The organism is Blastomonas sp. AAP53, from assembly GCF_000331245.1.
GTDB lineage: Bacteria > Pseudomonadota > Alphaproteobacteria > Sphingomonadales > Sphingomonadaceae > Blastomonas.
This window is the reverse complement of sequence record NZ_ANFZ01000024.1, coordinates 1-21557: the sequence shown is the minus strand read 5'-3', so window position 1 is coordinate 21557 and position 21557 is coordinate 1. Positions and strand designations below refer to the sequence as shown.

General features: G+C 66.6%; 22 protein-coding genes. 9 read left to right on the top strand and 13 right to left on the bottom strand.

The window, feature by feature from the left end:
• The first annotated feature begins 180 nt into the window (after positions 1-180).
• The 4 genes from D618_RS0116960 (at position 181) to D618_RS0116945 (ending at position 7490) form a co-directional block, all read left to right on the top strand.
• The gene (locus D618_RS0116960; protein ID WP_026091816.1) at positions 181-720 is read left to right on the top strand and encodes a sigma-70 family RNA polymerase sigma factor; all 540 of its coding nucleotides are present in this window, start codon (positions 181-183) and stop codon (positions 718-720) included.
• A 39-nt stretch (positions 721-759) separates the two neighbouring features.
• Positions 760-1725 (top strand): FecR domain-containing protein, encoded by a 966-nt coding sequence (locus D618_RS0116955; protein WP_017672732.1) that lies wholly within the window; start codon positions 760-762, stop codon positions 1723-1725.
• Complete coding sequence (locus D618_RS0116950; protein ID WP_026091814.1) at positions 1712-4123, top strand: TonB-dependent receptor; 2412 nt, start codon at positions 1712-1714, stop codon at positions 4121-4123. The genes D618_RS0116955 and D618_RS0116950 overlap by 14 nt, the downstream gene beginning before the upstream one ends.
• Before the next feature lie 178 nt (positions 4124-4301).
• Complete coding sequence (locus D618_RS0116945; protein WP_343207544.1) at positions 4302-7490, top strand: autotransporter domain-containing protein; 3189 nt, start codon at positions 4302-4304, stop codon at positions 7488-7490.
• A 14-nt stretch (positions 7491-7504) separates the two neighbouring features.
• On the opposite strand, the gene D618_RS0116940 is transcribed toward D618_RS0116945, so the two are convergent.
• From D618_RS0116940 to D618_RS0116875, 13 genes are all read right to left on the bottom strand, one after another.
• Entirely contained in the window at positions 7505-9022 is a 1518-nt protein-coding gene (locus tag D618_RS0116940) for a PH domain-containing protein (protein ID WP_017672729.1), read from the bottom strand.
• The gene (locus tag D618_RS0116935; RefSeq protein ID WP_026091813.1) at positions 9019-9546 is read right to left on the bottom strand and encodes a PH domain-containing protein; all 528 of its coding nucleotides are present in this window, start codon (positions 9544-9546) and stop codon (positions 9019-9021) included. The genes D618_RS0116940 and D618_RS0116935 overlap by 4 nt, the downstream gene beginning before the upstream one ends.
• Before the next feature lie 102 nt (positions 9547-9648).
• On the bottom strand, positions 9649-10242 hold the full coding sequence (locus tag D618_RS18800) for a hypothetical protein (protein ID WP_040371021.1): 594 nt from the start codon (positions 10240-10242) through the stop codon (positions 9649-9651).
• 88 nt (positions 10243-10330) lie between these two features.
• Complete coding sequence (locus D618_RS0116925) at positions 10331-10879, bottom strand: demethoxyubiquinone hydroxylase family protein (RefSeq protein ID WP_017672726.1); 549 nt, start codon at positions 10877-10879, stop codon at positions 10331-10333.
• Positions 10876-11382 carry a disulfide bond formation protein B gene (locus D618_RS0116920; protein ID WP_017672725.1) on the bottom strand — a complete coding sequence of 169 codons (507 nt, stop codon included), beginning with the start codon at positions 11380-11382 and terminating at the stop codon, positions 10876-10878. Before D618_RS0116920 ends, D618_RS0116925 begins: the two co-directional genes overlap by 4 nt.
• A gap of 45 nt (positions 11383-11427) precedes the next feature.
• On the bottom strand, positions 11428-12801 hold the full coding sequence (locus D618_RS0116915) for a S41 family peptidase (protein ID WP_051041418.1): 1374 nt from the start codon (positions 12799-12801) through the stop codon (positions 11428-11430).
• A gap of 245 nt (positions 12802-13046) precedes the next feature.
• The gene (locus D618_RS0116905) at positions 13047-14261 is read right to left on the bottom strand and encodes a peptidoglycan DD-metalloendopeptidase family protein (protein WP_040371014.1); all 1215 of its coding nucleotides are present in this window, start codon (positions 14259-14261) and stop codon (positions 13047-13049) included.
• A 4-nt stretch (positions 14262-14265) separates the two neighbouring features.
• Positions 14266-14688, bottom strand: coding sequence for a 23S rRNA (pseudouridine(1915)-N(3))-methyltransferase RlmH (locus tag D618_RS0116900; RefSeq protein ID WP_017672721.1), 423 nt, complete (start codon positions 14686-14688; stop codon positions 14266-14268).
• Between the two features lie 33 nt (positions 14689-14721).
• A complete protein-coding gene (rsfS, locus tag D618_RS0116895; protein ID WP_017672720.1) occupies positions 14722-15075 on the bottom strand; it encodes a ribosome silencing factor in 354 nt (117 codons plus the stop codon).
• Between the two features lie 199 nt (positions 15076-15274).
• Complete coding sequence (locus tag D618_RS0116890) at positions 15275-15919, bottom strand: nicotinate-nucleotide adenylyltransferase (RefSeq protein WP_017672719.1); 645 nt, start codon at positions 15917-15919, stop codon at positions 15275-15277.
• Positions 15916-16200 (bottom strand): type II toxin-antitoxin system RelE/ParE family toxin, encoded by a 285-nt coding sequence (locus D618_RS0116885; protein WP_017672718.1) that lies wholly within the window; start codon positions 16198-16200, stop codon positions 15916-15918. Before D618_RS0116885 ends, D618_RS0116890 begins: the two co-directional genes overlap by 4 nt.
• Positions 16200-16502, bottom strand: a complete 303-nt coding sequence (locus D618_RS19200) for a ribbon-helix-helix protein, CopG family (protein WP_017672717.1) — start codon at positions 16500-16502, stop codon at positions 16200-16202. The genes D618_RS0116885 and D618_RS19200 overlap by 1 nt, the downstream gene beginning before the upstream one ends.
• Positions 16503-16544: 42 nt before the next feature.
• Positions 16545-17837, bottom strand: coding sequence for a glutamate-5-semialdehyde dehydrogenase (locus D618_RS0116875; RefSeq protein WP_017672716.1), 1293 nt, complete (start codon positions 17835-17837; stop codon positions 16545-16547).
• A gap of 274 nt (positions 17838-18111) precedes the next feature.
• Between D618_RS0116875 and D618_RS0116870 the strand changes: the two genes are divergently transcribed.
• From D618_RS0116870 to D618_RS0116850, 5 genes are all read left to right on the top strand, one after another.
• The gene (locus D618_RS0116870) at positions 18112-19281 is read left to right on the top strand and encodes a peptidoglycan DD-metalloendopeptidase family protein (protein ID WP_017672715.1); all 1170 of its coding nucleotides are present in this window, start codon (positions 18112-18114) and stop codon (positions 19279-19281) included.
• A gap of 28 nt (positions 19282-19309) precedes the next feature.
• Positions 19310-19699 carry a polymer-forming cytoskeletal protein gene (locus tag D618_RS0116865; protein WP_017672714.1) on the top strand — a complete coding sequence of 130 codons (390 nt, stop codon included), beginning with the start codon at positions 19310-19312 and terminating at the stop codon, positions 19697-19699.
• Between the two features lie 64 nt (positions 19700-19763).
• On the top strand, positions 19764-20459 hold the full coding sequence (locus D618_RS0116860; protein ID WP_017672713.1) for a hypothetical protein: 696 nt from the start codon (positions 19764-19766) through the stop codon (positions 20457-20459).
• A gap of 4 nt (positions 20460-20463) precedes the next feature.
• Entirely contained in the window at positions 20464-21063 is a 600-nt protein-coding gene (locus D618_RS0116855) for a GNAT family N-acetyltransferase (protein WP_017672712.1), read from the top strand.
• Between the two features lie 102 nt (positions 21064-21165).
• Entirely contained in the window at positions 21166-21471 is a 306-nt protein-coding gene (locus D618_RS0116850) for a hypothetical protein (RefSeq protein WP_026091808.1), read from the top strand.
• Positions 21472-21557: the final 86 nt, after the last annotated feature.

The window sequence follows — 21557 nt, the reverse complement described above, 5'->3', positions numbered from 1 at the left end:
GGTCCGTTGGGGGGCAACATGAACCGGTCCAAACCAGCCGGGGGGGCGGCTGGCTTTGCCTTTGAGACGCCACCGCGCTATGAAACCCGCATCCGTGCATAAGAATGTTGGCGAAATCGCCAAATGTCATGCGGGTGTTGGCATCCGGCGACGTCTGGCTGCATGGCCCCGCCCCATTTCATGCCGAGAAGTCTGAACTCCACGCTGATGTCTGCCCAAGGTCTTGAAGCTGTATTGATCGCCGAACGCGAGCCGTTGCTGCGCTTCCTGCGCGCGCGCGGTGCCGGCGATGCTGCGGAGGACGTGCTGCAGGATCTGTGGCTGAGGGTCACTGCGCTCGAGTCCGGGCCGATCGCCGATCCGCGCGGCTATCTCTTCCGCGCCGCGAACAATGTGATGCACGACCGCTATCGCTCTGCCCAGCGCGCCCGGCAGCGCGATTCCGCCTGGGTCGAGGTGCATGGCGGCCCGGGCGAGGCATCCGATGCGCCATTGCCCGACCGCCAGCTGATCGCGCGCGCGGCGCTCGACGAGGCCGAGGCGATGCTGCGGGCCGAGGGCGAAAGGGTGCTGCAGATATTCCGCATGTTCCGGATCGAGGGCATCGGCCAGCGCCAGATTGCGCGCGATCTGGGCCTCAGTCTCAGCGCGGTGGAGAAGGATCTGCAAAAGGCCTATCGCGCCCTGATCCGCTGGCGGGAGGCACATGATGCGGAATGATGGCCACCGCGACGTCTTTGCTGCAGGACGGACCAGAACATGAGCAATGAAGACACCATCGGCCAGCAGGCACTGGAATGGGCACTGGCAACGCAGGAGGCCGATTTTGCCGGCTGGGACGGGCTTGTCCGCTGGCTGGAGGAAGATCCGCGCCATGCCGATGCCTATGACCGCGCGCTGGCGGCGGGCAATGCCATGGCAGAGCTGACTGCGCTCGCCGGACCGGTTCTGCCGCGTGCCGCGAATGACGACGCGCCATCTGCCGTGATCCAGCGCGAACGGCGCGCGCGGCGCGGCTGGCTCTATGGCGCACTGGCAGCATCGGTGCTGGCGATCGTCGCTGTGCCGTTCTGGCAGATGCGTCCGCAGCCGTATTCGGTGGTCACTGCGATGGGCGAAACGGACAGCGTTGAGCTCGCCGATGGCAGCCGCATCCTGCTAAATGGCGGCACCAGGCTGACGCTGGACCGCGGCAATATCCGCTTTGCGCGGCTGGAGCGCGGCGAGGCGCTGTTCGAGGTGCGTCATAATGCCAGCGACCCGTTCGTGGTCGTAACCGGCGACGTTCGGCTGGTCGATGCAGGCACGGCGTTCAATGTGATCCAGACAGGCAGCGCGCTCGACGTTGCGGTGTCGGAAGGCGTGGTGATCGTCAATCCGGAGGCCGAGAATGTGCGCCTGCCTGCCGGTCGCCGGGCGCAGGTGGATGGGGCGACCGATGGCATCACGGTGTCCGATATCGCGCGCGACCAGATCGGCAGCTGGCGGTCGGGGCAATTGAGCTTTGCCGATGCGCCGCTCGCCGATGTTGCAGCGGCACTCGAACGCAGTATCGGGACGCGGGTCGCGGTTTCGTCCGCAATGGCGGCGCGCCCGTTCAGCGGCGTCATCCAGATCCGCGGTCGCGATGCACAGGCCATCGCCCGTATCGCGCCGGTGCTGGGTGCGCGCGCGGTGCGCCGGGCGGATGGCTGGGAATTGATCGGCACCGATGAGACGCCCTAGCCTCGCCCTGTTGGCGATCCCCGTGGTGATGCTGTCGACACCGGTGCTGGCCCAGGCACCGGTGTCGATCGATATTGCGGCGGGCCGATTGGACGACGCGATCATCGCCTTGGGGCGGCAGGCGGGGATATCGATCGGCATCGGCGACCGCCGGCTGGGCGCGCAGCGGGTGCGGCGGCTGCGCGGGCACATGACGCCGCAGCAGGCGCTCGAGCGGCTGCTGAACGCCAGCGAAGCGCGCCCGGTCCGGCTGGCGAGCGGCCACTGGCGCATCGTACGCGCGACACCTGCGACCCGGCGCAGCGGCGCGCCGATCCGCTTGGCGATGCTGACGCCCAGACAGGCGACGGCGCCGGTCGAGGAGATCGTCGTCACCGCAGCGGCGGCGCGCAGCGATCTGCTCACCCGCGACGCGTTCGGCCATATCCAGTTGGACGGCGAATTCGCGCTGGGCGGGCAGGGGCGCGGGTCCGATGCGCTGGTCGAGCGATTGCCCGGGCTTGGCTCCACCCAGCTTGGCCCCGGTCGCAACCGGCTGTTCCTGCGCGCCATCGCCGATTCAAGCTTCAACGGACCCAGCCAGGCGGTGGTCGGCCAGTATCTGGGCACCGCGCGGCTCAACTACAACGCGCCCGATCCGGACCTGAGGCTGGTCGATCTGAGCGCCATCGAGGTGCGCCAGGGGCCGCAAGGGACTTTGTACGGCGCGGGCACTCTGGGCGGGGTGATCCGGTTGCTGCCCAACATGCCCGATCTCGAAGACTGGCAGGCGGGCCAGTCGGTCGCGCTGGCCGCCACACGGCATGGCGACCCTTCGGCCAATGCCAGCGCGATGCTCAACGCGCCGATCGTCGCAGGCAAGCTTGGCCTGCGCGCGGTGATCTATGGCGGACGCGATGGCGGTTACATCGACGACCGGCTGCGCGGGCGCAGTGACGTCAACCGGGTCGATACCATCGGCGGGCGCATATCGGCGCGGATCACGCCGGGCGCTGGCTGGACGATCGACCTGATGGCCGCTGCGCAGACCATCGATGGACGCGACAGCCAATATGCCGACCGGCGGGGCGATGGGCTTGATCGGGCCAGTCCGTTCGCGCAGCCCTTTCGCAACCGCTTCCGGCTGGGCCAGGCCGCCATCGGCAAGCAATGGGATGCGTTCGAGCTGCTGTCGACCACCACGGTGACGGGCCTCGACCTCACCGAAACCTTCGACACCAGCCAGCCCGGATCCGCTCCCAGCCTGTTCCGCCAGCACGGACAGACGCGGCTGATCACCAACGAGACGCGGCTGTCGGGCGAAACCGCAGGCGGCATCGGCTGGCTGGCGGGGACAAGCCTGCTCAGCAACCGCTATCGCATCCGCCGTGCGCGCGGATCGGTCGAACGATCCTCGGCGATCACCGGTATCGAAAACCGCGTCGAGGAGGCCACTGCCTTTGCCGACCTCACCATCCCGGCGACCGACCGGCTGTTCCTCGATCTGGGCGGCAGGGTCAGCCATGTGCGGCTGTCGGGCGAGGCGCTCGATACGCCGCTGATGGCCCTGGCGGTGCTCGCCCGCAGCAGCGCGCAGCGGAACCAGACGGCATTCCTGCCATCCGCCGGTGTCCGCTATCGCTTCTCCGATGCCGTATCGGGCCATGCCCGGTATCAGGAGGGTTTTCGTCCCGGCGGCATCGGCGTGCGCGATGACATGGTGCGGCGCTATCGCCCCGACAACGTCTCTGCGGTCGAGGCGGGGCTGGCGTTCTCGGGCGGCTCGCTGAGCGGCGATGTGACGCTGGCCTATACCCGCTGGCGCAATATCCAGGCCGATCTGATCGACAGCGACGGGCTGCCCGCGACCGAGAATATCGGCAATGGCCGCATCGTCACGGTGGATGCGACGCTGGCGTGGCAGCCTGTGCCCGCCTTTTCGGTCGAAGCTTCGGCGGTGTGGGCGGACAGCCGGCTGGTCAGTCCGTCTGCGGGCATTTTCGTGCTGCCTGCCAACCGCGCCGGGTTTGATTTCGCGAGCATTCCTGCAGGCGCGGTCATCGCCGACAGCAACGCCCTGCCCAATGTCGCGCGGCTCTCGGGGCGGATGGCGGCGAACTATCGCACGTCGCTGGGCGGGGCGGGTGACCTGATGGTCGGGGGCTCGATGCGCTATATCGGGCGCTCGCGGCTGGGCATCGGTCCGGTGCTCGGCGTCGAGCAGGGCGATGTGCTCGATACCGCGCTGTCGGCCAGCCTGACCCGCGGCGGGCGATCCTTCTGGCTGCAGGCGAGCAACCTGCTCGATACGCGCGGCAACCGGTTCGCGCTGGGCTCGCCGTTCACGCTGCCGCATGGCGAGCAGACCACGCCGCTGCGCCCGCGCACGATCACGATCGGCGCTGACTTCAGCTTCTGACAGTTTTTTGCTTTGTTTTGCAGTGGTTTGCATTGAAATATCGGCCGCATGGCCGGTGGCCGATACGGGTCTGAATCCTCCGCAGCGTCTTGGTGAGTGAAGCTCAACGCTCCATTTTCCCAAGACCCTGAAAGGACGTTTCATGCGCCTGTTGTTGGCCTGTACCTGCCTGACTCCCGTGTCCCTGCTGATCCCTCACGCTGCAGCATTTGCCGAAACCAGCGTGACCACCGCGCGTACCGACCCGATCGCCACGGCCACCGCCAACAACGGTGCTGCCGACAGCATCAAGATTACCAGCACCGGGTCGATCAAGCCGACGTCGGGCACGGCGGTGACGGTGAACAGCAACCACAATGTCGTCAACGAAGGCACCATCCAGACCACCGATGTCAGCAACTCCGCAGGGATCGTCGCGCAGCAAGGTGACGCAGCGACCATCACCAACACCGGCACGATCACGCTCGACGAGACCTATGCGCCGACCGATACCGACAATGATGGCGATATCGACGGACCATTCGCCCAAGGCCAGGGCCGCTTCGGCATCCGCGCTTTGGGGGCGCTCACCGGATCGGTGGTCAACAGCGGCAAGATCACCATCGAGGGCAATGACAGCGCCGCAATCAGCCTGGAAGGCCCGCTCAACGGTTCACTGACCAGCAGCGGCGCGATCTCGGTGCTGGGCAATAATTCGGTGGGCGTGCGCGCGGGCGCAGTGAGCGGCAACGTCGCGCTGAGCGGATCGATCGGCGCTTCGGGTGCCAATGCCATCGGCGTTGCGCTGACCGGCCCGATCGGCGGTGCGCTGACCGTGCAGGGCGCGATCAACGCGACCGGCTATCGCAGCACCACGTCGCCTGCGGACCCCAGCAAGCTCGATGCCGACGATCTGCTGCAGGGTGGCCCGGCGCTGCAGGTCGCAGGATCGGTGGCGGGCGGAATCCTGTTTGCTGCACCGCCGCCCAATCTCAACCCCGATGACAAGGACGAAGACAAGGACGGCATCGAGGACGCCAATGAGGGCACAGCCTCGGTCAACAGCTATGGCGCGGCGCCTGCGGTACAGGTCGGATCGGCGACGCAGGCCGTCACGATCGGTGCGGTCGCGGGCACGGCGGCGGCTGGCAACGGCATCGTCAACAACGGCGGTATCCGGGGCAATGGCGTCTACAAGGATGTCGCCGCGACCGGAATGCTCATCGGCGGACTGGGCGGTGCGACGACGATCACCGGTGGCCTGCTCAACACCGGTTCGATTGGCGCGGCATCGAACGGCGGCAATGCCACCGCGATCCGCATCGGCAACCTTGCCAGCGTACCTGCGCTCCGCAACACCGGGGCGATCGAGGCGGCTGGCGGCAGTGCGGCTGGCAGCCAGGTGCGCGCGGTCGTGATCGATGCCGGGGGCAGCCTTGCCAGCCTGACCAACAGCGGCAGGATCGCAGCGGTCGCTGCCACCGACGGGTCTGCGGGCGGCATCGTCGACCTGTCGGGCACGCTGCGCACGGTCGAGACCACCGGCACGATCAGCGCGACCAGTGCCAAGCCCGGTACCGACCGCGCCATCGCGATCGACCTTTCTGCCAACACCAGCGGCGCGACGGTGCGCCAGAGCGGGGCGACCGCGACGGCCAGGCCCTCGATCACCGGCGATATCCGCTTCGGATCAGGCAGCGACGTGCTCGAAGTTTCGGCAGGCACGATTAGCGGCGCGCTGCGCTTCGGTGCGGGCAGCAACCGGCTGACGGCGAGCGGGGAGGCGGCCTTGTCGGGCGATGCGACCTTTGGCGCGGGCGCCGATACGGTGCAGCTTTCGGGCAAGTCGGTCTATGCAGGTGCGATGGATCTGGGCGGTGGCGCGGACACGCTTGCGCTCTCAGGAACCGCGCAGCTGCGCGGAACGCTTACCGGTGCGGGTCAGGCGGCGGTCACGGTATCGGGCGGAACGCTCGCGATCACCAGCCCGGGCACCGTCAATCTGGGGTCGCTGGCAGTGAGCGAGCAGGGCACGATCGGTGTCGCCATCGACGGCAAGGCGGGCACCTTCACCCGGATCGCGGTCGCGGGGCCTGCCAGCTTTGCCGCAGGATCGAAGCTTGCGGTCACGCTTGCCAATGTGAGCAAGTCGGAAGGCTCGTACCAGATCATCAGCGCCGGACAGCTGAGCGGCAGCGCCAACATCGTCGGTTCCAGCATCGCACTGCCGTTCCTGTTCAAGTCGACGCTCGCGGGCAATGATGCGGCGGGCACGGTGACGGTGGACATCAAGCGCAAGTCGACCGCCGAACTGGGACTGTCGGCATCGCAGGCGCGCGCCTATGATGCGGTGTTCAAGGCGCTGGACAGCGATGCCGCGGTGGCGAACAGCTTCCTGGCCATCGGCAACGCCGAGCAGGCAGGCGCGGCGGTGCAGCAGATGCTGCCCGACCATGCCGGCGGCACCTTTGCCACCGTGACGCAGGGCTCGCGCGCCACTGCGCGGTTCCTCACCGATACGGCAGCGCCCTATAGCGATCAGGGCGGATGGGGCTTCTGGCTGCAGCAGACCGTATGGGGAAGCACCAAGGACCGCGAAAGCACCGCCGCATTCGACACCAGCGGCTGGGGCGCGACCGGCGGGGTCGAGATCAAGGCGGGCGATGTCGGCGCGTTCGGCGTGTCGCTGGCCTATCTGCACGGCAAGAACGACGATTCCGATACCGGCAGCGAGGTCCGCTCGAGCCAGTATGAACTGGCAGCACACTGGCGCGCCGACTGGGGGCCGGTGCGCGCGTTTGCGCGGGGGTCAGCCGCGCAGGTCGAGTTCGACGGCAAGCGCCGTTTTGCCACCAGCATCGCGGGCACGGCGATCGAGCGTCTCGCGCAGGGCAGCTGGTCGGGTCAGCTTTACAGCGCTTCGGCAGGCCTGGCCTATGAGGCACGGCTGGGGCGGCGGCTGAGCCTGCGTCCGGCGGCCTCGATCGACTATTACCGGCTGGAGGAGGATGGCTTTGCCGAAACCGGTGGCGGCGATGCGTTCAACCTGACGCTCGACCAGCGCAGCAGCGACGAGATCGCGGTCAACGGCACCTTGGTCGCGGGCTATGACTTCGGCAGCCTGGCCGCTGGCGATGTGTGGGTCCGGGCAGAAGTCGAGGGCGGCCGCCGCCAGATCATTGGCGGGTCGCTGGGCGATACCACCGCGCGTTTCAAGGGCGGCGAGGCGTTCACTCTGGCCCCCGGTGTGCGCAACAACGGCTGGATCGGCGGCGTGCGGCTGGTCGGCGGGCAGGAAGCCTTCTCGCTGGCAGGCGAGCTCGGGGCCGAGGAGCAGTACGAGAAGGTTGCGCTCAACGCTCGCGTCTCGCTGCGCGTCGGTTTCTGACGCTCAACGCTCGGTCAGGACGCGATCAACTGCGCGCGCAGCTGGATCGCGTCCTCGATCGGGATGGCCTGGATCGTCACGGCAGAAGGGCGGCCAGCCACACCGATGGCGATCTGGGCCAGGCCGATGAAGCGGCTGACTGCGGTCTGGCGGATATCGACGCTCTGCACCCGGCGGACCGGCAGCAGCGTGAGCCGCTGCGCCCAGAAGCCATCGCGGACATACAGCTGGCCATCGAGCAAGGCGTAACGATGCGCGCGCCAGTGCATCCAGCTGAGCGCGGGGACCAGCGGCAGCACGATATAGGCCAGCGCAATCAAGGGGCTGGCCAGGGTGGCGGATATGCCGATGGCGATCATCGGGACGGGAAGCGCCAGGACTACGGGCACCCACCACATCGCCGGATCGACGCTGCGCATCGCGGCATGGTCGGTCTCCCAGGTGATCCGGGTTTCGTCCAGCACCGCGCGGACTTCATCGGCGGTGGCGAACGGCGCAATCGCGTGGTCGCTTTCCTTGTCGCTGTCGCTGGCCAGGCTCTGCACCTTCAATGCGAACCAGCCGAAGCGCCGCCGGATCGGCCCTGTCTCGATGACCGCGGCCTGGATGCGGTGCAGCGGCATCACGACATCGGTCAGTGTCAGCAGTCCGCGGCGGCGGCGAAAGCCGGTTTCGGTGCGTTCCAGCCGGAAACCGTATTCGCGCAAGGTCGTGCGGATGATGCCGCCGACCAGGCCGATCACAAGCAGGCTGAACAGCGCTGCAATCACCGATGCGATGCGCGCGGCGAGATCGAGCGCGGCGAACAGATCGTCCAGCCCCAGCAGATCGAGCAGGCGGCGCGGGTTCCAGACATCGCCGGGGATCAGGAAATCGAGATTGTTGATCAGCGCGCCGACAACGGCGAAGAACACCAGCGAGAAATTGAACACGCCGGCGATCAGCACCCTGCGCATGTCCATCGTGAACAGCACCGGTGCGTCGGCCTCGGCCGGGGTGAGGTCGCCGGCCATCGAGGCGTCTTCCGCCTGCGCGGCCTTGCGCAGCCGGATGACATCGCGCAGCCGCGCGGCCTCTGCCAGATCGACCGAATCGAGCGCGCCTTCATCACCGCTGCCGCTGCTGCCGGTTTCCAGCCGCACCCGCGCCATGCCCAGCATCCGGGCGAGGGGCCCCTGTTCCAGATTGACGTCCTGGATGCGCTCGTACGGGATCGAGCGGACGTTGCGGCTGAAGATGCCGCTGGCAATGCGCAGCTCCTGCGGGTCGAGCCGATAGGAAAAGCGCCACCATTTATAGAATTCGGTACCGAACATCGCGAGGATCGCGATCAGCGCGAACAGGCCGACCCAGCCGCGCAGCTCCTCCGGCCCGCTGAGCCGCAGCGCAATCAGCCCCAGTATCGCCTGCGGTACCTGGCGCGAGAGGTTGAGCAGCAAGGTCAGCGGGTGGAGCCGCCGTTCCTCGCCGACCTGCACGCCCGCCGCCGCCGAGAGCGGGGCAGGCGAGGGTTCGCTCAGCGTCTCGCTCATTCGGCCTCGCGGCGGATGTGCAGCCGCATCATGTCGCGCATGGCCTCGGCATCGTCGCGGCTGAGGCCGGGCAGGGTGACGATGGAATTGTGCGTTCCCGCGGTGTGCACCGTGAGGCTGGCCAGCCCGAACAGCCGTTCGATCGGGCCCTGCGCCACATCGATATGCTGGATCCGGCGGAAGGGAACGATCGTATCGGTGCGGACCAGCCAGCCGCGCGCCACGCGCAGCTGTTCGTCGGCATGGGCATAGCCCCAGCGCCGCCACCGGCGTTGCGGCAGGAACACGACGATGAACGCAGCCAGCGCGAGCGCGGGAATCAGGATCGCGCCGTGCTCGACCTTGTCCTTGTTGGCGAGTGCAAAGTTCAACACCCCTGCGCCGATCACCAGCGGCACTGCGAACAGCGCAGTGCCGATGCGGATGACATGAATATAGGCACGCTCGACGGGACGCAGCCCGGCGCTCAGTCCGTTCGCCGCCGCCTCATCCGGAGCCATGAATTCAGCCGATGATGACGCCATGTCCGCACATGCTCCCGATTGGCCGCCGCTCAAGCGCGGCTCTGCCTTATATGGAGCAGGTGTATTAGTCGTACAAGGCGGTTAATCGGTGCCGAACGGAACTTACTCGGGGGCCGGTGCCTCTGGCTCGGGCTTGCGAACCGGCTCCAGACCATCGGCCTGCGCGCGCATCGCCGCGGCAGCGGCTTCGCGTTCGGCCTTGCGCGAGTCGAGCTGGGCTTCGACTTCGAGCTGGCGGGCTTCGACAGCGGCGGCATCGCGATCGATGTTCGACAGGCGGCGCTGGCGCTCTTCCTCGATCAGGCGACCGGCGACCGCGGTTTCGCCGGTCTTCTTCTCAAGCCGTGCGGCCTGAACCAAAGACTGGGTACAACCGGTAAACCCGCCCACGCCCACCGGCGAGCAGCTGTCTGTGCCAAAATTGCCCACGGTCTCCATCGACCGAACGCGTTCAGTCCACGAGGTATTGGCGATGGAATTGGGGTCATTGCGCAGATTTTCAGGGATGCGGTAGCGTTCCTGTTCGTCCATGCGCATGCACACGACGATTTCGTTGGGGTCGGTGGAAGGCTCGCAGGTGTCGTTGCCATAGACGATCTTCTGCACCACCTTGTCGCCTGCGGCTTCCTGGGCCGAAGCGGGGGCGGCGAAGGCCGTTCCTATCAGCAGCAGGGCTGCCAGCGTTCCGGTCTTCATCGTCATCGTCCTTCCAATCATGTGGTCGCATCCGGGTCTAGTGCAGCGCGGATGAACGGGGCGTGATCGGCGGCAAGCCGCCGCACGGTCAGATGCGCTTGGACAGCGCAATCGCGGCGCGACAGCCCATGCGGATCACCGCACTCATCACAGGATAACCAAAGGCCTGTTCTGCGCCTTCGGCCAGTGCACAGTCCTTGTGCTCCAGCTCCTCGTCGCGGAACTTGGCGATGGCGGTGCTGAGCTCGGGGTGACTATCGCCCAGCTCTTCGAGCTGTTCGGCATAATGCTTGTCGATCTCGGTCTCGACCGCAACGGTGCACGCCATCGCCGCCTTGGGGCCGATGAAGGCGGTGACCGCGCCCAGCCCGAAGCCTGCGATATTCCAGAAGGGCTGCAACGCCGTGGGCCGCACGCCGCGCTCGGCCATCAGCTTGTCAAAAAAGGCGCGGTGCACCTCTTCCTGCTCGGCCATTCCAGCGATCGCGCGCGATTCCGGAACATGGTCGCCCATCACTGCGCGTTGCCCGGCGTAAATGCGGGTCGCGCCATATTCACCGGCCTGGTTGACCCGGATCATCTGGGCCAGATCGATGTCCTTGGCGACAGGCTGGAGCGGTTCGTTTTCGTGCATCATGCGACAATTGTCCCGGTGTTCTTGCGGCGCAGCAGCCAATAGATGGCGCTCGCTCCGCCCAGCGACAAGAGGAAATTGAACCCCGCCAGCGAGATGCCGAACATCGACCAGGGGGCGGTGTCGCAGCGCACCAGTGGCGCGGCCATGATCGAATTGAGCACATCGTCGGTGGTCGCGCCGGACGGCATATCGGTGGCGCAGCGGGTCAGGCCCTCCCACCAGCCATATTCGACCCCGGCGTGGAATCCGCCGATCAGGCCGCTGGCGGCGATGGCGATGGCAGCCAGCGCAGCCATGCCGACACCCAGTCCCTGCACCCGGCGCACCGAGAGCACGGCGATGCCGCCCAGCACGAGCGCCGCCCAGTGCGGCCAGCGTTGCCAGTAGCACATCTCGCACGGATAGAGGCCGAAGACGTACTGGCTGATCAAGGCCCCGCCCAGCAGGAATGCGGGCAGGAGAAACGCCAGCCATGCGGCGATACGCGGCGCGCGCGAAGTCATGTCAGATCAGCCCCCGGCTTGAATGTTGGCAACGCTCAGAATGCGTCAGTTGCGGCGCGTCACCGGACGCCCCGCAACAGCAGAACGCACCGGCGTCGTCCGGGTTGCCGCCAGCCGCGCACTGGCCAGCGTCGTGCGCTGCAATGTCGCCAGGGCGTAATAGAGCTGGAAGTCCTCGATGCCCTTTTCCTTGAGCTGCTCGGTGGTCATCGTGAAGCGCGGATCAGCCAGCTTGTCGACCTCCAGATCCTTGTCGTCCAGTCCGATCTCGTTGATCAGATGGCCGCGCAGATCGGATTCGCGCAGTTTCATGCGCGTCTTGTAATCGGGGTCGGACAGCTGCGGGACGGCGATATCGGGCTCGATGCCGCCTTCCTGCACCGAGTTGCCCGAAGGCGTGAAATAGCGTGCGGTGGTGAGCTTGAGCGCCGAGGTGCGGGTGAGCGGCAGCAAAGTCTGCACCGATCCCTTGCCGAAGCTGCGTTCGCCCATCACCAGCGCGCGGCGATGATCCTGCAGCGCGCCTGCCACGATTTCCGACGCCGAAGCCGAACCGGAATCGACCAGCACGATCAGCGGCAGGCCGCCGGTGGCATCACCGGGACGCGCGTAGTAACGCTCGATATCGCCCTTGTGGCGTCCGCGCTGCGAAACGATCTCGCCCTTCTGCAGGAAGACGTCGGAGACGGCGACCGCCTCGTCGAGCAAGCCGCCGGGGTTGGAGCGCATGTCGAGCACATAGCCCACCGGCTTGCGGCCAAGCTTGGTCTCGATATCCTGGATCGCCTGGTTGACGTCTTCGCCCACGCTGGCGGTGAAGCTGGCGATGGTGATGATGCCGACATTGTCCTTCACCTCCCAGGTGACGGGCTTCAGATCGATGATCGCGCGGGTGATGTCGACATCGAACGGCTTGTCGCGGCCTTCGCGCACGATCGTCAGCTTGATCGAGGTGCCTGGCTCGCCGCGCATCTGATCGACCGCATCGTCTAGCGTGCCGCCATAGATCAGCTTGCCATCGAGGTGCGTGATATAGTCGCCCGCCTTGATCCCGGCCTTGTCGGCAGGGGTTTCGCGGGTGGGGGCGATGACCTTGACCGCGCCGTCCTGCATCGTCACCGACAGGCCGAGGCCCCCATAAAGACCTTCGGTCTGCGTGCGCAGATTGGCAAAATCGCGCGCGTCGAGATAGCTGGAGTGCGGATCGAGCGCGGCGAGCATGCCATCGATGGCCCCGCGCACCAGCTTGTCGTCGTCAACCGGTTCGACATAATCGGCCTTCACGCGCTCGAAGATATCCACGAATTTCGCGATCTCCGCCTGCGTATCCGATTCGACCTGCGACACGGCCGAGGTAGTGATCGGAACCAGCGCAACCGCAAGAGCGATTGCAGAGGCGCGGGCGAGGCGGGACTTCATCATCGAGTGGCAACCTTGTTGTTGAACCGGCTTGAAACCTGGCCTGGGAAACGCCTTGCCCCGCCATCGGTCATGGCAGGAACGGTCCCCGGGCAATGTTCAGCGCGCAAACCCCTGGCGCGTTGATGTCAATCTAGTCGTCCGGGCAGCCAATTGCCAGATGCTTTGCCATCAAGCCGCAATCGGTTTCGACCAGCGTGGTCACGCTAGCGTCGGCACCTTGCTGCGCGATGAACACCCGCCGGTCAGGTGATGAGCGCGGCGATATCGATCGGGCGACCGCCGCGACGCAACTCCACGGTGATGCGCGGGCGGATTTCTGCGGCGCGGCCGATCGGGTCGCCTTGCGCTACGCGCTCGCCAACCTTCAGGTTGGTGCGCTCCATGCCGGTGATCAGGCTGGTCCAACCGCCGACATGTTCGATGATCACGATCCTGCCAAAACCGCGATAGGGTCCGGCAAAGCCGATGCGGCCATCGGCGGGCGCGATCAGCTGCGCGCCGGGCCGCGTGGCGAGCGTGAGTCCCCGCGAACGTACGCCGGTGGCGGCGACCTCGCCAAAGCCCGCGACGATCGCGCCGGCGGTCGGCAGGCGATAGGCGGGGCGGGCGGGGCGCGCTTGCGTGGCGGGGTTCTCGACCACCTGCGAGGCCTGTGGACGCGGCGGGCGCAGCACGGGTCCGTCGAGCGACGCGAGCTGCTGTCGCAGCGTGCCGCTCGCCTCGATGTTGCCGACCAGCGTATCGAGATCGCGCGCGCGCTCGCTCAGCCCCAGCGCGCGTTCCTCTTCCAGCCGCGATGTGCTGGCGAGCTCGCGCGAACGGGTGCGCGATCGCGCCTCGAGCCGGGCGAGCGCGGCGCGACGCATCGCCAGTTCCTTGCGGCCCTGCGTCTGCAACAGCGCGGCGCGCCGGGCCTGTCGCGCCAGATCGCGCGACCGGGCGATATCCTTGCGCAGCACCGCCGTCTCGGCCTCGACGCGTGGGATGGTGGTGGCGAGCACGGCGCGCACGCGCACCATGTCGTCGATCGATCCGGGCTGGACCAAAGCCAGCAGCGTGGGGCGCCGGGCCATCGATTGCAGCGCCGCCGTCAGCCGGGCGAGCGGCTGCTGCCGCCGCACCAGCCGCGCCTTTTGCGCGCGCTGCAAGGTTGCGATGATCTTCACCCGCGCTTGCGCGGCGGCGATGTCGGCTTCGGCCTCCTGCACGCGCGAGGCCAGCACGCGCGCCTCGGCCCGCGCCTTGTCGGCCTCTTCGGTCGCGCTCAATGCCTGACGTTCTAGCGTGTCGCTGCGCCTGGCGGCGGTGCGGGCATCGATCAGCGCGCGGGCGAGCGCTGCGCGTTCCTGATCGAGCAGATTGACCGCGCGCTGTGGCGGAGCAGCCGCGCTGCCGGGCAGGGCGGTGGTCGCGGCCATCGCCGCCAGCAGCGCGATCATCCAAGGCGCCCCCCGCATGGCCTTACCCTTCGCGGTGATAGGGATGGCCAGCCAGGATGCTGGTGGCGCGGTAGAGCTGTTCGGCGAGCATCGCGCGCGCCAGCATGTGCGGCCAGGTGGCCTTGCCAAACGCGATCAGCAGATCGGCATTGGCGCGTTCGGCATCGTCAAAGCCGTCCGCCGCGCCGATGAGGAAGCGGGTTTCGCGCACGCCATCGTCGCGCCAGCGGCCCAGCGTCTGCGCGATCTCCACCGACGTCAGCTGCTTGCCGAGTTCATCGAGCATCACGGTGCGGCTGCCCTGCGGTGCGGGCGGCACGACGCCGCCGCGATCAGGCAGTTCGGTCACCGCCAGCGGCCACTGGATACGCTTGACATAGCGCTGCACCAGCTCGGCCTCGGGTGACCGGCCGATCTTGCCGCGGGCAATGATGTGCAGGCGCATCGGCGCTGGTCCTTCAGGGCGTTGGACGCCCTATCAGGCGTTGGGAGCCTCGGGGGCTTCGCCGAACGCCCACATGCGTTCCAGGTTGTAGAAGGTGCGCACTTCGGGACGGAACAGGTGGATGATGACATCACCGGCATCGATCAGCACCCAGTCGGCGTTGGTCAGGCCCTCGATCCGCGCGGTGCCGCCCGACTGCTTGATCTTCTCTGCCAGCTTCTGCGCCATCGAGGCGACCTGCCGGGTCGAGCGACCCGAGGCGATGACCATGAAATCGGCGATGTTGCTTTTTCCGGCAAGGGGGATGGAGACCACCTCCTGCGCCTGATCGTCGTCGAGCGACTGCAGCACCAGCGCGTGCAGTTCCGTGGCTTCGGCCAGCTGCATTTCTGCGGTGCGCGGGGCCGGATGGCCAGCGGGCGGCTGGGCCGGGGTCTGGGCTGGGGAAAGATTGGTCAATGGAGTTCCTTGTAGATATTCGCTTGAGAAAATCGCGCGGGCCGAAAGCGGTGCGGGTGCGCGTTGAACACAGTGGACAGGTTGGAAGGCATGTCCCGAAGGACGGACGAAGCGACGGGCCAGACTGTCACGCAACATCCTGCCGGGTAACTGCATCGCGCACGACCGTGTCGGCGTAATCCAGAAACCAGTCAGGATCGCCCCTGCGCAGGGCAGTGGCAGATCGCGGATCAGGACGAAAGCGCAGCTGCACGAGCGCCGGCATACTCCATCGTGTCCAGTCACTTGCCTGGCTTCGGGGACGGACACGATGCCCGAACCAGGCCATCGCGGGGCCCGAAATGGCATCACCATCATATCCCGGCCTGGCGATGACTGCAATCGGCATTTGCCGCGCGATGTCCCGCCACCGGTACCATTGGTGGAAATTGGCCAGATTGTCGGCTCCCATCAGCCAGATGAACGACCGTTTGGGGAAGCGCTTTCGCAGCTCTGACAGCGTATCGACGGTGTAGCGCGTGCCCAGCTGCGACTCGATGGCGGTGGCGCGGATGCGGCTGCGCCGCGCCATCTTGTGCGCCGAAGCGAGCCGCGCCTTGAGCGGCGCCATGTCGCGCGCACCCGCCTTCAACGGATTGCCGGGCGAGACCATCCACCATATCTCGTCGAGCCCCAGCGCCTCCATCGCGAACAGGCTGATCGCGCGGTGACCGCGATGCGCGGGGTTGAACGACCCGCCCATCAGCCCGGTGCGTACGGCACGCCCGCTCATGGCTCGAAGCCCCAGTCCAGGCGTTCGTGATAGACGCGCAGGATATTGAGGCCGCGATCTTCATCCGCGTAGATGATCAGGAAAGGGGTTTTGCCAAGCCGCCATTTGCAGTGACCGTGTGATCCGACGGGTGTTCCCAAGCGCGAAAAATCCGCCAACCGGGCCAAGGCTGCATCAAGCGATTCGACTAGATTGAGGGCGTAGCGCGCGTCTTCATCGAGCGCCCGGTTGTAAATGGCGGTGAAGTCAGCTTGCGCTCGCCGCGACCAGGTGACGGGCATCACGCAGCTTTGTCTTGCTCTTGCTGGCGCTTCCTGTCCTGCTCTTCAATCTTCGCTGTGGCCTCAGCGCGCATGCCCGCAAACCACTCTTCCATCTCTTGCTGCGTCAGAGTGCGGCCGGCGGCGATGTCGTCCTCGCCCTCTTTCACGAAATCCATGAACGCGGTTTCGGCGCGGGCCATCTTCTCGATCGCGCGCGCGGCGAGCCAGCTGCGGCTGCGCCCCTGCGCCTTGGCGAGCCGGTCGATCAGCTCCATGACCTCGGGATCGATGCGGGCGGTGATGACCTGGGACTTGCTCATGCCTTATGTATACATTGTATACGTGGGACACGCAAGCGACGCTCAGGCGCGGACATGCCCTTCGCCATCGACCAGCCACTTGTAGGTGGTGAGCCCTTCGAGCGCGACGGGGCCGCGCGCATGCAGCCGTCCGGTGGCGATGCCGATTTCCGCGCCCAGCCCGAATTCGCCGCCATCGGCGAACTGGCTCGACGCGTTGACCATCACGATCGCGCTATCGACCTCGGCCTGAAAGCGCGCGGCGGCATTCGCATCATCGGTGATGATCACATCGGTATGGCCTGAGCTGTGCCGGGCGATATGATCGAGCGCGTCATCGAGCCCGTCGACGAAACAGGCGCTGGCAATGGCGTCGAGATATTCGGTGTCCCAGTCTTCGGCGGTGGCCGAGACCGCGCGCGGTTCGAGTTCCATCACCATCTCGTCGCCGCGCAATTCGCAGCCGCTATCGACGAGCGCAGCGAGCAGGGCTTGGGCGTGCGGATAATCGCGGTCGATCAGCAGCGTTTCCATCGCGCCGCAGATGCCGGTGCGGCGCAATTTGGCGTTGACCACGATCGCCTCAGCCATCGCTGGATCGGCGGCAGCATGGACGAAGCTGTGGCAGATGCCGTCGAGATGCGCGAGCACGGGGACGCGCGCATCGGCCTGGACGCGCGCGACCAGCGACTTGCCGCCGCGCGGGATGATGAGGTCGGTGCCGCCTGCCGCCGTGAGCATTGCGCCCACCGCGTCGCGGTCCTGCGTGGGCACCAGTTGCACCGCGTCTGCATCCATCCCCGCCGCTGCAAGGCCGCGCGCAAGGCTGGCGTGAAGCGCCCGGTTGGAGAGCTGCGCCTCGCTGCCGCCGCGCAGGATCACCGCATTGCCCGAGCGGACGCACAAGGCTGCTGCATCGACGGTCACGTTGGGGCGGCTTTCATAGATGATGCCGATGACACCGATAGGCACGCGCACCCGGCGGAGCACCATGCCGGCAGGCGCGGTGCGCCGGTCGATCTCTTCACCCACCGGATCGCGCAGTGCGGCGACCGCCTCGACGCTTGCAGCCATCGCCTCCAGCCGCCCGGCATCGAGCCGGAGCCGGTCCAGCATGGCGGACGAAAGCCCGCGCGCTTCGCCCGCTGCGCAATCGCGAGCGTTCGCTTCCAGGATCGTGCCTGCGTCTTCGCGCAGGGCCGCCGCAGCCGAGCGCAGCGCGTGCGCTTTGGCGGTATCGTCCATCCGCTTGAGGCTGTGCGAGGCGCGGCGCGCGGCGATGCAGCACTGTGCGATGACCTGCGCAGGCGATGCGGCAGACACGGTGGCGGACGTAGGGTTCAGGGTGTCGATCATGCCGCCGCCTGTATCAGCGCAGACCGGGGCTTCCAAGCCGCGACTCGACTCGTCGCAGATATAGGACAAAATCGACTCGCAACCGTTTGCGAGATGATTTTGACACTCGCAATGTCGCATTAATTGCGAAAAATTCACTTCAGACTGCGGCTCATCGCACGACTCGTCCGACTCGTGGCAAAGATCCCGGACTCGATTCGCCAAGCGCAGGACGCTTTGCTAGCCGCCCCTCGGGGTTAATTTTAGGGTCGAACGGGTCGTGCAAATTCTATTGATGCGTGAGCGTGTTACGAACGCGCTGGCGCAATGGTTCCCTGATCGCGAATTTTTCATGCGATCCAAGGGGCAGATCAAATTTGTGAAAGTGTCATCGCGTCTGCAGATGACGATCGCCGGTGCGATAGCCGCTGCTCTGCTGCTGTGGCTGATCGTCACGTTGGCCATGCTCGCCAGTCAGTACAGCATCAGTGCAGAGCGGATGGCGCTGGTCGCCAAGCAGGCGGAGGTCGAAAGCTCGGCGAGCCGGGTCAACAAATACCGCTCCTCGGTCAACGATGTCGCCGCCGATCTCGAAAAGCGCCAGGCTTTCCTCGAAGACATCGTCACCAGCTATATCGGCGAACAGGCCGCCAGCGATGATGCCAGCGCGGTCGTGGGCGCCGCCGAAAAGGGCAGCAGCGACGAAGCCGCGCAGACCGCGCGCAAGATCAGCGCGATGGTGCCCGAAGCCGCAGGCCTTGCCCGGATGGAAGCGCGCCAGATCGCGTTCGTCGAACAGCTGACCCGCGCCGCCGCCGTGCGCGCGACTAATGCCGAAACCGCGATCCGCAAGTTCGGCCTCAACCCCGACAGCGTCGCCCGTGCCAGCGCGGTCGCACAGGGTGGTCCGTTCATTCCCTTCAAGGGATCGCGCAACGCCCGGCTCGACCCGCGCTTCACCGCTCTGGGCCAGACGCTCGCGCGGATGGACGCGCTGGAGCGTGGCCTGGTCGCCATTCCCTCGGGCTCGCCGGCGCTGGCCCCTGCCATCACCAGCGGCTTTGGCTATCGCCGCGACCCGTTCACCGGCGCGGCGGCCTTGCACAGCGGCATCGATTTCAAGGGCGCGCACGGATCGGCGATCCTCGCCGCCGCACAGGGCAAGGTCGTTTATGCCGGCGTGAAATCGGGCTATGGCAATTGCGTCGAAGTGGCGCACGGCAATGGTCTCGTCACGCGCTATGCGCACCTTTCATCGATTGGCGTGCGCCCCGGTCAGAAGGTCGGCAAGGGCGAGCGGCTGGGCGGCATGGGCAGCACCGGGCGTTCCACTGGTACCCACCTGCATTTCGAAGTGCGTCACAATGACCGCGCGATGAACCCCCGCCCGTTCCTGGAGGCAAACAGAGATGTTCTCGAGATCCAAGCCGTCGCCGAACAGCGCACAGACGACACCACCCGCTAACGCCCGCTCTTCCAGGTCAGGATCCAACATGGTCGGCAATTCCACCTTTTCGGTCATTGGCGGCGATGTCGTGATCACCGGCAACATCTCGGCCAAGGTCGATCTGCACGTGGACGGCCGGGTGGAAGGCGACATCACCTGCGCCTCGCTGGTGCAGGGGGAATCGAGCACCATCCATGGCGCCATCACGGCGGAATCGGCGCGGCTTTCGGGCACCGTCAACGGTTCGGTCGATGCCCGCGATCTGGTGATTACCGCCAGCGCGCAGGTGACCGGCGATGTTAGCTACGAGACGATCACCATCGAGCAGGGCGGCCATGTCGATGGCCAGTTCCGCCACAAGAGCAAGGTGATCGCCGGCGCCCCGACGCAGATTGCCGGAGAGGATCGCCCCGCGCTCATGCTGTCTGGCAGCTGATCGCAAGGGCCCTTGCCGCAAAAGCCGCTTTGCAGTTGCGCACAGCGCGCGTAATCATCGCGGCATGATCATCCCATCCCCGCTTCGCTCCGCGCCGTTCCTGATGGCGCTCGTCCTGCTGTGTGCCTGTCAGCCCACAGCGGAGAAACGGGCCGAGGGTGAGGGCGCGCGGGACGCCGAGGCCGATCCGCATGCCGGCATCGACCTGCCGCCGGGCCACCCTGCGGTGCTGCCCGGCGATGGCGTGGCAGCACAAGGCGGCGCATCGGCACATCCGCCCGTCATCAGCCTCGACGGCGAGGGTCTGCGGCTGGTCGATCCCAAGAGCGGCGCGACACGGCCTGTGGGCTTTGGCATGCCCGAAGACCAGCTCTTGCCGATTGCGGAAAAGCTGAAAGGCCCTGCGGAAAAGGGCCGCGCCGAAGAGTGCGGGGCAGGGCCGCTCAGCTTCCTGCGCTGGAGCGACGGGCTGACCCTGTATTCGCTCGACGGGCTGTTTGCCGGCTGGTCGCTCGACGAGACCGGCACGCCCGCCGCCGCGAAGGCCAAGGGCAAGCCCGCGCCCAGGCTCACCACGATCAGCGGCATCGGCATCGGATCGACCCGCGCGCAATTGCTTGACGTGTACGACGCCAAGATCGAGCAGACGACGCTGGGCACCGAGTTCAACACCGCCGGACTTTCGGGCATCCTCGAGGGCACCGGCGGCAAGGCGCGCGTGACCAATATGTGGTCGGGCGTAAACTGCGTCTTCCGCTGAGCGCATGACCTCGCGCTTTGTGCCGGTGGCGCCGGGCGAGATCGCCACGGTGGTGACGCATCTGGAGATGCGCGTGCGGCCTAAACCGCGTCCGCTCAAGCCCTCGCCGCTGCGGCTGAAACGCTGGAGCGCGCCGGGGATCGACAAGTATCGCATGCTGTATCGGCGGGTGGGCGAGCCCTGGCTGTGGTTCTCGCGCCTCGTCATGGCCGATGATGCTCTCGCCACGATCCTGACCGATCCGGCGGTCGAGATCTTCGCCGTGCTCGACCCGCAGGGGATCGAGGTCGGGCTGCTCGAACTCGATTTCCGCACGAGCGGCCAGTGCGAGATCGCGTTCTTCGGGCTGATCCCGCAGCTGACCGGGCAGGGCTTTGGCGGCTGGCTGATGGGGCAGGCGCTGGGCCTCGCCTGGCGCGGCGCCGTCGAACGCGTCTGGGTGCACACCTGCACGCTCGACGATCCGCGCGCGCTCGGCTTCTATATCGCGCAGGGCTTTGTGGCGACGGGCCGCGAGATCGAACTGCTGCCTGATCCCAGGCTCACCGGCGTGATCCCCAAGGACTGCGCCCCGCATGTGCCGCTGATCGGCCAGCCTTCTTAAATCCTCCCCGAGACAAGCTCGGGGAGGATTTCAGGAGCGGAACGCCCTGGCCATGCTGCGGGTAGTATGCGGCAGACGAACCTCTTCGCAAAGGACCACCGCATGGCCGACACTCCCGAGAATGCTCCCGAAAACACGCCCGACGACACCAAGACCACCGACGCCATGGACAACCAGGAGCAGCGCGACGAAGGCCAGGCGAACGATGTCGCCGACGACGCGCTGAACCGGCAGGAAGACCCGAGCGAGGACAGCGAAAAGGTCGCCACCAGCGGCGTTCCGGTCGTGCCCGAGGATGAGCAGGATCTGGTCGATCACATGAACCAGATGGTCAGCTCCGGCCAGATCGACAACAGCGCCTTTGCCGGCGAACGCAATGACGACGACGAGGAAAGCAACCTCGACTGATTGCGGACCTCTAAAATCCTCTCCCAGCTTGCTGGGGCCAGTCTCGCACCCAAAATCCTCCCCCAGCTGGCTGGGGCCAGTCTCGC